Genomic DNA, 12,808 nt, shown 5'->3' on the forward strand with positions numbered 1-12,808 from the left:
AATTTTATGATAAAATAAATTATGAGCAAAAAGAAAGGAAAATATATTAATGTTACAAGTTACAGGTGTTGGACTTAGATTTGGTGATAAGGAACTATTTAAAGATGTCAACTTAAAATTCACTAAAGGTAATTGCTACGGAATAATAGGAGCCAATGGTGCGGGAAAATCTACTTTTTTAAAAATATTATCAGGAGAAATAGAACCAAATACAGGTAGTATATCTATAACTGATAAAGAAAGAATGTCAGTTTTAAAACAGGACCACTTTGAATATGAAGAAGAAACTGTTTTAAACGTTGTTATAAGAGGGCATGAGAGACTTTGGAACATAATGAAAGAAAAAGATGTACTATATATGAAGGAAGATTTTAACGAAGAAGATGGGATAAAAGCTGCTGAACTTGAAGGTGAATTTGCAGAACTTGACGGATGGGATGCAGAAACTAACGCTGAGAAAATACTTATGGGTCTTGGTATAACTAAAGATATGCATTACAAACAAATGAAAGAATTAGTTGGTGGAGAAAAGGTTAAGGTATTGCTAGCACAATCACTTTTTGGTAAGCCTGAAATACTATTAATGGACGAGCCTACAAACCATTTGGATTTTAAATCAATAAACTGGTTAAATAATTTTATAATGGATTTAGAAGAATCTATAGTTATAATAGTATCACATGATAGACATTTCCTAAATCAAATATGTACTAATATAGTTGATGTAGACTTTGGTAAAATACAAATGTATGTTGGAAACTATGATTTCTGGTATGAGTCAAGTCAATTGGCTTTACAACTGGCTAAGGACCAAAATAAAAAGACTGAAGAAAAGATAGCTCAATTAAAGGAATTTATAGCTAGATTTAGTTCTAATGCTTCAAAGGCTAAACAAGCAACATCAAGAAAGAAACAGTTAGAGAAATTAGAAGTTGAAGATATACAACCATCAAGAAGAAGATATCCATATGTAGGATTTACACCTGCAAGAGAAATTGGGAATGAAGTTTTAGAAGTACACAATTTAACTAAAACTATAGATGGAGTTAAGGTTCTTGATAATGTATCATTTAGATTGGATAGAGATGATAAAGTAGTATTTATGGGTGATGAAATAGCTACTACTGCACTTTTCAACATAGTTATGGGAGAGCTTGAACCAGACAGTGGAGAATATAAATGGGGAGTAACTACTTCTCAAGATTATCTTCCAAAGAATCATAACAAGTTTTTTGATGGAGTAGAATATTCTTTAGTTGACTGGCTTAGACAGTTCTCTGAAGAAAAAAGTGAAAGTTTTATAAGAGGATTTTTAGGTAGAATGCTATTCTCTGGTGAAGAAGCGTTAAAAGAAGCTCAAGTTATATCTGGAGGAGAAAAGGTTAGATGTATGCTTAGTAAGCTGATGCTTTCAAATGCAAATGTACTTGTACTAGATGACCCTACTAATCACCTAGACCTAGAAAGCATAACTTCTGTTAATAAAGGTCTTGAAAAGTTCCCAGGAGTGCTTTTATTTACTTCTCATGACCATGAGTTTATATCTACTATAGCAAATAGAATTATAGAGATAACTCCAAATGGAATAATGGATAGAAAGATGGACTTTGATGAGTATTTAGAAAGTAAGGAAATACAAGACCAATTAGCTAAAATGTATGGAAAAGATAAATAAATTACTCTAGTTATTAATCTTGAATTTAATATAGAATCCGTTTAAAAGTATCTTACATGTTATATAAGCTAGAAAGTTATATATTGATTTTCTAGCTTATAAAAAATAACAAGGAGGTACTTTTTTTATGAAATTAAAATATGCAATAGAGGAGTTTTTATTAGAATTAAATATAAGAGGAGTAAGTGATATAATTACATAGTCTACTAAATAAATTAAACTGTAGAAGTATTATATATGATGATATAGATAATAATAAAAATAGTGTAGAATTATTGTTCTAAAAAAGTATTTTAGAAGAGATAATTATGTTAAAGTAACCTAACTCTAGAGTTAACAAGAAAAGGAGAGCATAGTAGTATGTCAATTAAGAAACAAATTCCGTATGATGAAGGCTTAGATAATACTCTTAATTTATTACAGGAAGGATATTTATTTATTAAAAACAGAGTTAGTCAGTATCAATCTGATATATTTGAGACTCATCTACTTGGACAAAAAGTGATTTGCATGACTGGAGAAGAGTCTGCAAAAATTTTTTATGATTCAGAACTTTTTTATAGAAATGGTGCAACACCTAAGAGAGTACAGAAAACATTATTTGGAGTTGGAGCTATTCAGTCTATGGATGGAGAAGCTCATATTCATAGAAAGAATTTATTCATGTCATTGATGACTTCATCACATCAAAATCAACTTGCTAAACTTACAATGGAGAAGCTTAAAAATTCTATTAAAATTTGGGAAAATGAAGAGCAGATTATTATTTTTGATGAACTAAATGAAATATTATGTAGAGTAGCCTGTCAATGGGCTGGAGTTCCGTTAAAAGAATCTGAAACAAAAAAATTAGCAAAAGAATTTAGTTCAATGATTGATGCATTTGGTGCTGTTGGGATTAGGCACTTGAAAGGAAGAAGATTTAGAACTAAATCAGAAGAGTGGATAAAAGATATCATAGAAAAGGTACGGTTAGGCGAGATTAAAGCAGAAGAAGGAACAGCACTTCATGCTATGGCTTTTTATAGAGATTTGAATGGAAATCAGTTAGATAGTCATATGGCTGGAGTAGAGCTTATTAATGTACTACGTCCTATTGTTGCTATTTCAACCTTTATTACATTTTCAGCTTTAGCACTACATGAGTATCCAGAATGTAGGGAGAAGCTCTTAACTAGAGATAGTAATGAACTTAAAATGTTTGTACAGGAGGTTAGACGCTACTATCCATTTACACCTTTTTTAGGTGCAAGAGTTAAGAAAGACTTTATCTGGAATAAGTGTGAATTTAAAGAAGGAACACTTGTGCTACTTGATGTTTATGGTATGAATCATGACTCTAGAATATGGAATAATCCTGATAATTTTTTGCCAGAGCGTTTTAGAGAGAGAAAGGATAACTTGTTTGATTTTATTCCTCAAGGTGGAGGAAATCCTGCTAAAGGACATCGATGTCCAGGAGAAGGGATTACTATCGAAATCATGAAGTCTAGTTTGGATTTTCTTGTAAATAAGATTGAATATGATGTACCAAATCAGAACCTAAATTATAATCTAAGTAGGATACCTACGCTTCCTGAAAGTAAATTTATAATAAATAATATTAGAAGAAAGATTTAAAATTGTAACTAAATAGTGCAAATAAGTGTAGTTTATCCTAGCAATTCTATGGTTTGTAAAATTAGAATAGTTTTAAGGTATTAGTATAAAAGTAAGAAAAAATTATAGAAGAGTGAATGTCTCCAAATCAAAATTGTTCCTCTACATTGGGTCAACTTGCAATAAAGTTTGGAGACATAGTACTCAAAAATTATAATTTTAGATTGCAATTATAATAATTAAAAAGTCTAAATTCAAATATAGTGTTAATTAGTGTTAAATAGACTTTCAGAAATTTTGTCAGAAGCTTCTTTATCCATTTCCTTAAGTACATGAGAATAAATATTTAAAGTAGTATTTATATTTGAGTGCCCAACTCTTTCAGATATAACCTTTATCGGTACTTTAGAATTTATGAGTAAAGTAACATGTGAATGTCTTAAATCATGAAATCTAATATGAGGTAAGTCATTCTTTTCTAAAAATCTTTTAAATCTTTTACTCATAACGTCTTCAGCAATAGGTTCACATTTCTTATTAAAAAACAACAAATTACTATTATTTCTAATAGAAGATTTTAATAAATTTTTATTCTGTTTTATTTTATATTCTTTTAATAAAGACATTAATTCTTTTGGAGCAGATATTTTTCTTATAGAGTTTTCTGTCTTTGGTTCCTTGAGAATCACAGAACCATTAATTCGTGAAGTTATCTTATTTACTGTTATTGTATTTTCTTCAAAATCAATACTATCCCAAGTTAGACCTAAAATTTCTGAAATTCTAAGACCTAATCCAATGGCCAAATTAATAGGTAATTCCATATCTGTATTTTTTACTAATTCTAATAATTTTATCATTTGTTCTCTATCATAAATTTCATTTTTAAATTTTTTATACCTTGGAGTCTCTATATTATCCATAACATTTTCTTTTATTAATTTGAGCCTATAAGCTCTTTTTATTGCAAGTTTCAATATATTTATATGAATCTTAATTGACTGAGGATTTAGTTTATAAGAAAGTTTATCTATGTAATTTTGTATGTGAATAGGATGTAAGTCTTGTATTTTATATTTCCCAATAGATGGATTAATATAATTCTTACAAATACTAACATAGCTATTGTATGTAGATAAAGATATATTTTCACTATATTTATTTAGAAAATCTAATAGAAATTCTGAGACTGTAATTTCATTTGGAACTAAAAAACCTTCCTTATATAAGCTTTCTTTTACCTCATTTAATCTTTTACTTGCTTCTCTTTTTTTATCAAAAGTACCCATATTTTTTTGTTTTCTTTTGCCTGTTTCTTCATCTATAAATTCCAGGTAAACAACATAATTTTTATTTCTTTTTCTAATAAATGCATTCATATACAACCCACCAATCAAAATTTTATACATTTATTATAACATATATATACTTAAAAATAGTTTTAGAAATAGAGTTACATTCATTTTAATATATTGTATATATTTATTACAAAAACGTATATATTACGTCAAATATTAGAATTTTAATTTAATAATCTGTTATACTTATATAAAAGATACTTATTTTTATATTAATAGATTGTGTGTTTGATTTATATTAAAAATATAAGTTTTTTATATTAATAAAATTGGATTGGATATTTTAAATAAAACCTTTGACTCTAAAAGTCTATTAATATAATATTTAATTATGTAGAAGTTTGAGAGGAGTGTAAAATCATATGACTATTACTAAGATACCACCAGCAGAATTAAAAGTCATGAAATTTATTTGGAGTTCAGATTTTACTGTAGCATCAAAAGATGTAATTGAAGCTATGGAAAAACTATATGATTGGAAGCAAACTACAACACTAACACTTTTATCAAGATTAGTAAATAAGCAATTCTTAAGTGCGAGAAAGATTGATAGACATACACATTATACAGTTCTTATTGAAGAAGAAGAGTATTTACATTTTGAAACAAAAACTTTTTTAGATAATATGCATGGAAGTTCTATTGAGAGTTTTATGAAATCTTTGTTCAAGAAGGGGGTAAATGAAAAAGAATTGAATTCTGTTGAAAAATGGGTTAAAGATATTAAAAAAGATGAATAATTTGGTGTAATTAATTATCATAAAATAAATAGTTTTTACAATAATTGGTCAAATAAATCAAATATAAAGTTTTATGTAAAATTTGTAATTTTTTATTAGTATTTTTATCTTACTATTATAATATTAACACAATAAGTTTGATATAAAATCAAACCTATTAGAATTTAGTTTATATTAGATTTGTGGTTAATATTATTCTAACTTGGCATTGTATACGAATTTAAAAGTAAAAATTTTTGTATGTTAATCATGTAAATTAATTATTTTAGATACAAAAGGCATAATTTTGTTTTTGTTTTAATTATTTTTAGAGTAAGGTCAGTATACAATAGATTGTATTAAATATGTTTATATTTATAAATTTGAGATAAATGTTGAGATATATTAATAATTATTAAAATAAAAAAGTTCCTAGTTTTTAGGAACTTTTTTATTTGCTTAATACAAAGTGTGAGTTTTTGCCTCGGCAATAGCTCTTGCTGTACTTTTAGGTTTTTCAGTATTTTCTTTTTTATAAAATTTAATCACTTCTTCTAAGTCTTTATTTTCAATGTTATATTTTTTGTTTTCAAGAATATAATTTACAATTGATTCATTTATTAAATCTGTCAAAACCTTATTTTCATCATTAGTCATCTTAGATATTTCTTGTAATAAAATTTCATTAACTTTTACTGTAATTTGTTTTGTATTTTTTATCATATTAACCACCTCTTGAAAAAATTATATCACCTCAAAAAAATAAATTCAATATGTTTTAAAATTATAGAATTTTAATTCTTAAATTCTAAAAAATAGAAAAATTAAATAAAAGCAGTTTTAGGTCTTAACAGATTAATAAAATATATTTAATGATAAAAGCTTTATTCTATATGATTCTAAGATAGAGGATTTATAAGTGCTTAAGGTGAATTAAATATAAGACAACTTCTTAAAGCAAATGGGTGTGGTATTTAAATCTAAATGTAGACATATAATATTAAATATGCTAATATATCAAAATAATAAGGGGGGAATTTATGAAGCTTAAAGAAGCATTGATTACATGTGTTGTATGTAGTGTATGTTTAACTCCGTTATTAGTAAATGGAGAAACAAAAATAGATGCAGAGCATTGTAAAGAATCTATAGTAAATATAGATACTATAGTAAAGTCAGGTAAAAGCTTTAACTCCAAGTATAATCAAGGTATGGAAGACTATAAAAATAGTGATGAGTATAAGTTAAAAGTACAACAGGAAAAACTACAAAATCAGTTAGGTATTAAAATAAAAAAGTTAGTACCTATAACTTTTGAAGTTAGTTATTACACAAGCCTTAATCAAGAAAATGGATATGGAGCGATAACTGCTACAGGAGATGATTTAGAAGATGGTTTTGTAGCAAACAATCACTTGAGTTTTGGAACTAAGATTATTGTAGATGGAAAATTAAAAACTGTTATGGATAGGGGGTCTAGTAAGTATTTTAGTAATTCTAATGCGATAGATGTATTTGTGCCTAAATGGAGTAATGAAAGTGAATCAGAGTACTATGATAGAGTTAATAATATGGGAAGGCATTACAAAAAAGGCTACATTATTGTTGAAGAATGATGTTCTTTGAAGTAATATGTATTGATTGTAGTATTTAACATATATATAATAAATATAAAACTATTAGTACAATGAGATATATTACTAGGAGGGCAATATGGAACAATCCTTTATAAATGGAAAAGTAAACTTATTAATAGAAAATTACAAAGCATTAAATGAAGTTAAAGGTTCTTGGCAAATGGGATTGATACAACATAGTTGTGCACTTGTATTTACCCTTAAGAACAAGAGAATAAGCCCTAGACTAGTAGAAAAACGAATAGAGCTTATTAAAAAAAATACTGGATTATTCTCTAATTTTAGAGGATATAATATGTTTTATATGGCAACACTACTTTCATTTGAATCAAATCCAGAAAGTAGTTTTAAGATGATTTTAGATATATACAAAGAACTTAAAAGTGTAAAGTTTTGGGGCGATACATATTTACCATTTACAGCATCAATAGTTTATGAAAATAGAGAGAAAATGGATTATCTTACATGTATATCAAAAATGAAAATAATATATGACTACATGAGGAAAAAACATCCATTTATAACTTCTAGTGATGACTATTGTAATATAGCACTTATTGCAATTAATTCAAAAAATTTAGACGAAGATTTAGAACACATAGAAAAATGTTATGAATTTCTAAATGAAAATGGTTTTTATAAAGGAAATGATTTACAAGCATTATCCCAAATTCTTTTGTTTAGTGATGATAGAACTATGCTTAAATGTAAAAAGACTATTGAACTTAAAAAAGCATTTAAAGAAAATGATTGTAAAATGAATTATTATGGATATCCAATAATAGGAGCAATTTCATTATTAGATTATAGAGAAGATGAAATAATAGAAAAGATAAAAAATGTTTCAAATAAACTGAAAGAAGAAAAAGGCTTTGGAAATTGGTCTTTAGGAAAAAGTAATAGAGTAATGATTAGTTCTGCTATTGTAGCTTCAATTTATGCAGATTTGATACAAAATGAGAATAATATAGGCTCTATAACTAATAATATATTTTTAAATATTGTTGTTGCTATTCAAATTGCATGTGTAATGGCAGCAACAAGTGCAGCTATAGCATCTTCTTCATCAAATTAATAAGATTTATTGAAGTTGGATATATTAAATTTAATAATACAATTTATATGTTTAAAAAGAATATAGTATTACATTTAAATTAACTGTGATATTCTATAACATTAAACATATAATTAATATATAGATTTTAGGCAATATATAATACTACATACAATATAAGGAAAGTAGAATAGTACATCTACTTTCCTTTTTTGATTGAGTGAGTTATTTTGGAAAAAATTATGGAAAACTATTTAAGTTTTATATTGTATTTTTTTTTAGATGTACTAAAATAAACTTATAAAGAGAATAAAGTTTATAAATAATTAAGTACATATTAAAAATAAGGGGGAAGTTAAAATGGATCAAAATTTAAATTGGCTTAATGAAAAAAGAATAGAAAAAACAATAAAATCTCTAGAAAACAATAATATGAAAGGGTATTTAGTAAGTAATAAAGAAGAGCTTCTTAAAAAAATTGAAGAAATAGTTAAAGAGGGCTCTCTAGTAGGATGTGGAGGTTCTATGACCTTATTTGAAACAGGAGTGATTGATTTTATAAGAGAAAAATATGATTTTCTTGATAGATATGCAAAAGGTATCAAACCAGAAGAAATGAAAGAAATATACAGAAAATCATTTTCTGCAGATGCTTATTTTACAAGTACTAATGCAATAACAGAGAGTGGAGAGCTTTACAATGTAGATGGAAATGGGAATAGAGTAGCTGCTATGATATATGGACCTGATAAAGTAATAGTTATAGCAGGAGTAAATAAAATAGTTAAAGATGTAGATGAAGCTATAAAAAGAACAAAAACAATAGCTGCTCCAGCGAATTGTAAAAGATTAAGTACAAATACTGGATGTAAGACTACTGGTATATGTATAGACTGCTCAAGTCCAGGAAGAATATGCTGTAGTTATACGCTTATAAAAAGACAATTAACACCAGAAAGAATACATGTGATTTTTTTAAATGAAGATTTTGGATACTAAAAGAATAAAATGAGTAAGGAGAAATAATGAAAAAAGTAAAACTTATATACAATCCTAATTCAGGTGAAAAAAAGATATTATCAAATTTAGACACTATTATAGAATTATATCAGGAACAAAATTATTTATTGATACCCTATAGATTGACTATTAAAGAACCTCTAAAGAATGCATTTAAGGAAGTGGATAGTTCTTATGAGCACATATTGATAGCTGGTGGTGATGGTACTGTAGATTTAGTAGTAAATGCAATGAAAGAATTAGACATAAGAACTCCAATTGGAATTTTGCCTACAGGAACTGCAAATGATTTTTCAAATGCTCTTCAAATTTCATTTGATATAAAAGAAGCTATAAATGAAATCATAAATTCAAAACCTAAGAAAATAGACATAGGGAAAGTCAATAATAAGTACTTTATAAATGTTGCAAGTGCTGGTATGTTTACGGATGTATCACAAAGGATAAATACAGACTTAAAAAATTCATTTGGAAGAATTTCTTATTATATAAAGGGAATAGAAGAAGCATTGTATATGAGGAAATTTAAGATAAAAGTATCTTCTGAGGAAATGTATTATGATGGAGATATGTATCTTATGTTGATTTTTAATGGCAAAACAGCAGGAAATATAAATCTAGCATATAAGGCTGAAATAGATGATGGATATCTAGATGTAATTATTTTTAAAGGAATGCCAATACCAAAATCAATACCAGTTTTGATAAGTGTGCTTAGAGGTGATTATTTAGATCAATATAATGGAAATGAAATACTATACTTTAAAACTAAAAAGCTATATATAGAATGTGAAGATTTCCTTATAACAGATATTGATGGAGAAAAAGGACCAGACTTTCCTCTTAGCATAGAATGCATAAAAGATGGAATAGAAGTTATGGGAATCTGTAGCGAAAAAAGTTAATCATTTAAAGTAAATGATGAAGACTAAAATAAAAAATTACTTCTAACTAAGGTTATTTATAGTAGAAGTAATTTATATTTTAAGTCTTCATTTTTTGATTGTAAGATTATTTAGTCGGTTTAAAAGAGCTTTTTAGAGGAACTATTCTATTAAACACAAATTTTTCATCAGTTGTATATTTATTGTCTATACTAAAGAATCCATTTCTAACAAATTGGAATTTATCAAAAGGTTTAGCATCTTTTATCTGTGTAGGTTCAACGAAACCTTGTAATATTTCCAATGAATTAGGATTTATTTGTTCTAAGAAATGTTTACCTTCATTTTCAGGTATATCATCAAGGATTAATGGTTCAAATAATCTGAACTCACATGGTATAGCTGATTTAGCATCAACCCAATGTATTGTAGATTTTACTTTACGACCTGTAAAGCCAGAGCCACTCTTAGTTTCAGGGTCGTAAGTACCATGTATTTCAACTACATTTCCATTTTCATCCTTAATTACATCAGTACATTTTACAAAATAAGCACCTTTTAAACGGACTTCATTTCCTGGGAAAAATCTGAAATATTTCTTAACAGGTTCTTCCATAAAATCATCCTGTTCTATATACAATTCTCTAGAGAAAGGAACTAATCTCTTTCCTTGAGATTCATCTTTAGCATTATTCTCTATTTCAAGCATTTCAATCTTATCTTCTGGGTAATTAGTTATAATAAGTTTTAAAGGTCTTAAAATTCCCATAGTAAGAGGAGCCTTTGGTTGTAAATTTTCTCTTAGGAAATAATCAAGCATTTGACTATCTACTGTAGAGTTAACTTTTGATACTCCTATTTCACTACAGAAATTGCGTAATGCTTCTGCAGTATACCCCCTACGTCTGATTCCGGATATAGTAGGAACACGAGGGTCATCCCAACCATCAACAATACCTTCATCTACAAGTTGTTTTAATTTTCTTTTACTCATGACAGTATTATTTATATTGAGTCTAGCAAATTCTATTTGTCTAGGTACGTTTTCCATTTCACATTCTTTAACAAACCAATCATAAAGAGGTCTTTGGTCTTCAAACTCTAAAGTACATATAGAGTGAGTTATTCCTTCAATTGCATCTTCAATTGGATGAGCAAAAGCATACATAGGATATATGCACCATTTATCTCCTGTATTGTGATGTGTTGAATGAGATATTCTATATATAATTGGGTCCCTAAGGTTTATATTTGGAGAAGACATATCTATTTTAGCTCTTAATGTTTTTTCACCATCTTTAAATTCACCATTTTTCATTCTTTCAAATAAATCAAGGTTTTCTTCAATAGTTCTATTTCTGTGAGGACTTTCTTTTCCTGGTTCAGTTAGAGTACCACGATACTCTCTCATTTCTTCTTGTGTCAAGTCACATACATAAGCTTTACCTTTTTTTATTAGTATTAAAGCTCTTTTGTACATTTCATCAAAGTAGTTAGATGCAAAATTTAATTCGTTCCAATCAAATCCTAACCACTTGACATCTTCTTTTATGGATTCTACATATTCAACATCTTCTTTTAATGGATTTGTATCATCAAATCTTAAATTAGCTTTTCCATTAAACTCCTTAGCTAATCCAAAATTAAGACATATGCTTTTTGCATGACCAATATGTAAATATCCGTTTGGCTCAGGTGGAAAACGAGTTATTATACTGTCATGTTTTCCTGTTTCTAGGTCATTTATAATAATGTTTTTTATAAAGTTAGATGAGTTCGTTTCATTTGACATATTTTATACCTCCTATTTAATTTGATTATAATACAGAACACTACACTGTATTGCATAATATTAATTTTAATCCAAGATTAGAAAAAAATAAAGGTGTAATTAAGAGTATTATGCAAAATATTAACTTTTATACTAAAAACATGTTTTTACAGTTTATTTACAAAAAATGAGATTGGTTGAATTAATCTTTAAAAGACTGTATTATAGTATGTATATTGTTAAGAATATTATGTGAAGTTAGTTATCTAAATTTATTTTAAATCTGTTGACAGATTTGTAAAGGAGACGATTATGGGAAAGGTTGCAAAGATTTTATTAAGTTTAATTGTTATTGTTCTAGTATTTGCAGGTATTGTTGTATATATCTTGACACCAAAAGAGAGATATGATGTTAGTTCGCAAAATAATAAAATCATAGATGAAGAATACTTATCAAAAGGCTCATATATAAATTCTATGGAAGTAGTAAAAAATCCGCTTAGAATGGTTGGAAAAGTATCTGTTTCAGAGGAAGAGTTTAAAAATTTAATATATACATTGATGCAAAAGCATGACATTAAGGAACTTGAAAATAATTTTGTTGAAATGAAAGATGGTAAAATAAAGGTAGCAGGACCATATAAGGTTTTTGGTTTGGTAAATAGTCAGTATGAACTTGAATTGAGACCTACTTTAAGCGATGAAAATTTAGTTGTGAGTCTTGAAAATGTAAAACTTGGAAAATTCAAGATAAGTGATAAAGTGTTGGAAAAAATATTAAATAACTACAATAAAAAAATTCCATTTGAGGTTAATGGAAATAAGATTAGCTTAGAAAAAAGTTATCTTTATCCAGTAACACTTAAAAATATATCTATAAAAAAAGGAAATGTTGATTTGGATATGGAAGTAGAAATAGATTTAAAATCGCAAATAAATGGAGCATTAGGATATTTAAAGGACTCTGGAAAGGTTCAGGATATACTAAATCATCTGATTAATTTAAAGAAAACGTCTGTTGGCTAAAAATATAGAACATTTATACTTTTATTATGTTTTATATAATGTTAAAACACTTCAAAATCAAAATT

General features: G+C 26.9%; 11 protein-coding genes. 8 read left to right on the forward strand and 3 right to left on the reverse strand.

Features of this window, described 5'->3' with window-relative positions:
- Positions 1–49 precede the first annotated feature (49 nt).
- Together IR152_RS02160 and IR152_RS02165 are read left to right on the forward strand one after the other, a co-directional pair.
- Positions 50–1,675: an ABC-F family ATP-binding cassette domain-containing protein gene (locus tag IR152_RS02160; protein ID WP_227450184.1), complete on the forward strand. Its 1,626-nt coding sequence runs from the start codon at positions 50–52 to the stop codon at positions 1,673–1,675.
- 360 nt (positions 1,676–2,035) lie between these two features.
- Positions 2,036–3,295, forward strand: a complete 1,260-nt coding sequence (locus tag IR152_RS02165; protein ID WP_255624333.1) for a cytochrome P450 — start codon at positions 2,036–2,038, stop codon at positions 3,293–3,295.
- Between the two features lie 245 nt (positions 3,296–3,540).
- Here IR152_RS02165 and IR152_RS02170 read toward each other — a convergent pair whose 3' ends face one another.
- Positions 3,541–4,653, reverse strand: coding sequence for a tyrosine-type recombinase/integrase (locus IR152_RS02170; RefSeq protein WP_227450185.1), 1,113 nt, complete (start codon positions 4,651–4,653; stop codon positions 3,541–3,543).
- A gap of 341 nt (positions 4,654–4,994) precedes the next feature.
- On the opposite strand from IR152_RS02170, the gene IR152_RS02175 reads away from it, so the two are divergent.
- On the forward strand, positions 4,995–5,372 hold the full coding sequence (locus tag IR152_RS02175) for a BlaI/MecI/CopY family transcriptional regulator (RefSeq protein ID WP_227450186.1): 378 nt from the start codon (positions 4,995–4,997) through the stop codon (positions 5,370–5,372).
- Positions 5,373–5,810: 438 nt separating this feature from the next.
- On the opposite strand, the gene IR152_RS02180 is transcribed toward IR152_RS02175, so the two are convergent.
- The gene (locus IR152_RS02180; RefSeq protein WP_227450187.1) at positions 5,811–6,074 is read right to left on the reverse strand and encodes a hypothetical protein; all 264 of its coding nucleotides are present in this window, start codon (positions 6,072–6,074) and stop codon (positions 5,811–5,813) included.
- 317 nt (positions 6,075–6,391) lie between these two features.
- Here IR152_RS02180 and IR152_RS02185 point away from each other — a divergent pair, with 317 nt between their 5' ends.
- The 4 genes from IR152_RS02185 (at position 6,392) to IR152_RS02200 (ending at position 9,967) form a co-directional block, all read left to right on the forward strand.
- Positions 6,392–6,967 (forward strand): hypothetical protein, encoded by a 576-nt coding sequence (locus tag IR152_RS02185; RefSeq protein ID WP_227450188.1) that lies wholly within the window; start codon positions 6,392–6,394, stop codon positions 6,965–6,967.
- 97 nt (positions 6,968–7,064) lie between these two features.
- The gene (locus IR152_RS02190) at positions 7,065–8,063 is read left to right on the forward strand and encodes a DUF4003 domain-containing protein (RefSeq protein WP_227450189.1); all 999 of its coding nucleotides are present in this window, start codon (positions 7,065–7,067) and stop codon (positions 8,061–8,063) included.
- 339 nt (positions 8,064–8,402) lie between these two features.
- Entirely contained in the window at positions 8,403–9,041 is a 639-nt protein-coding gene (locus IR152_RS02195) for a lactate utilization protein (RefSeq protein WP_227450190.1), read from the forward strand.
- Positions 9,042–9,067: 26 nt separating this feature from the next.
- Entirely contained in the window at positions 9,068–9,967 is a 900-nt protein-coding gene (locus IR152_RS02200; protein WP_227450191.1) for a YegS/Rv2252/BmrU family lipid kinase, read from the forward strand.
- Positions 9,968–10,073: 106 nt separating this feature from the next.
- Here IR152_RS02200 and IR152_RS02205 read toward each other — a convergent pair whose 3' ends face one another.
- A complete protein-coding gene (locus IR152_RS02205) occupies positions 10,074–11,738 on the reverse strand; it encodes a glutamine--tRNA ligase/YqeY domain fusion protein (protein ID WP_227450192.1) in 1,665 nt (554 codons plus the stop codon).
- Positions 11,739–12,029: 291 nt separating this feature from the next.
- Here IR152_RS02205 and IR152_RS02210 point away from each other — a divergent pair, with 291 nt between their 5' ends.
- Complete coding sequence (locus IR152_RS02210; RefSeq protein WP_227450193.1) at positions 12,030–12,743, forward strand: DUF2140 domain-containing protein; 714 nt, start codon at positions 12,030–12,032, stop codon at positions 12,741–12,743.
- The last annotated feature ends 65 nt before the right edge of the window (positions 12,744–12,808 follow it).

Origin of the sequence: Clostridioides sp. ES-S-0108-01, from assembly GCF_020662285.1 — a bacterium.
Taxonomy (GTDB): domain Bacteria; phylum Bacillota; class Clostridia; order Peptostreptococcales; family Peptostreptococcaceae; genus Clostridioides.

What these genes read in the sequence shown, in the direction of transcription:
- IR152_RS02180 (WP_227450187.1), bottom strand. Translation starts at nt 6,074, where the DNA reads ATGATAAAAAATACAAAACAAATTACAGTAAAAGTTAATGAAATTTTA.
- IR152_RS02160 (WP_227450184.1), top strand. Translation starts at nt 50, where the DNA reads ATGTTACAAGTTACAGGTGTTGGACTTAGATTTGGTGATAAGGAACTA.
- IR152_RS02195 (WP_227450190.1), top strand. Translation starts at nt 8,403, where the DNA reads ATGGATCAAAATTTAAATTGGCTTAATGAAAAAAGAATAGAAAAAACA.
- IR152_RS02190 (WP_227450189.1), top strand. Translation starts at nt 7,065, where the DNA reads ATGGAACAATCCTTTATAAATGGAAAAGTAAACTTATTAATAGAAAAT.
- IR152_RS02170 (WP_227450185.1), bottom strand. Translation starts at nt 4,653, where the DNA reads ATGAATGCATTTATTAGAAAAAGAAATAAAAATTATGTTGTTTACCTG.
- IR152_RS02210 (WP_227450193.1), top strand. Translation starts at nt 12,030, where the DNA reads ATGGGAAAGGTTGCAAAGATTTTATTAAGTTTAATTGTTATTGTTCTA.
- IR152_RS02165 (WP_255624333.1), top strand. Translation starts at nt 2,036, where the DNA reads ATGTCAATTAAGAAACAAATTCCGTATGATGAAGGCTTAGATAATACT.
- IR152_RS02205 (WP_227450192.1), bottom strand. Translation starts at nt 11,738, where the DNA reads ATGTCAAATGAAACGAACTCATCTAACTTTATAAAAAACATTATTATA.
- IR152_RS02200 (WP_227450191.1), top strand. Translation starts at nt 9,068, where the DNA reads ATGAAAAAAGTAAAACTTATATACAATCCTAATTCAGGTGAAAAAAAG.
- IR152_RS02185 (WP_227450188.1), top strand. Translation starts at nt 6,392, where the DNA reads ATGAAGCTTAAAGAAGCATTGATTACATGTGTTGTATGTAGTGTATGT.
- IR152_RS02175 (WP_227450186.1), top strand. Translation starts at nt 4,995, where the DNA reads ATGACTATTACTAAGATACCACCAGCAGAATTAAAAGTCATGAAATTT.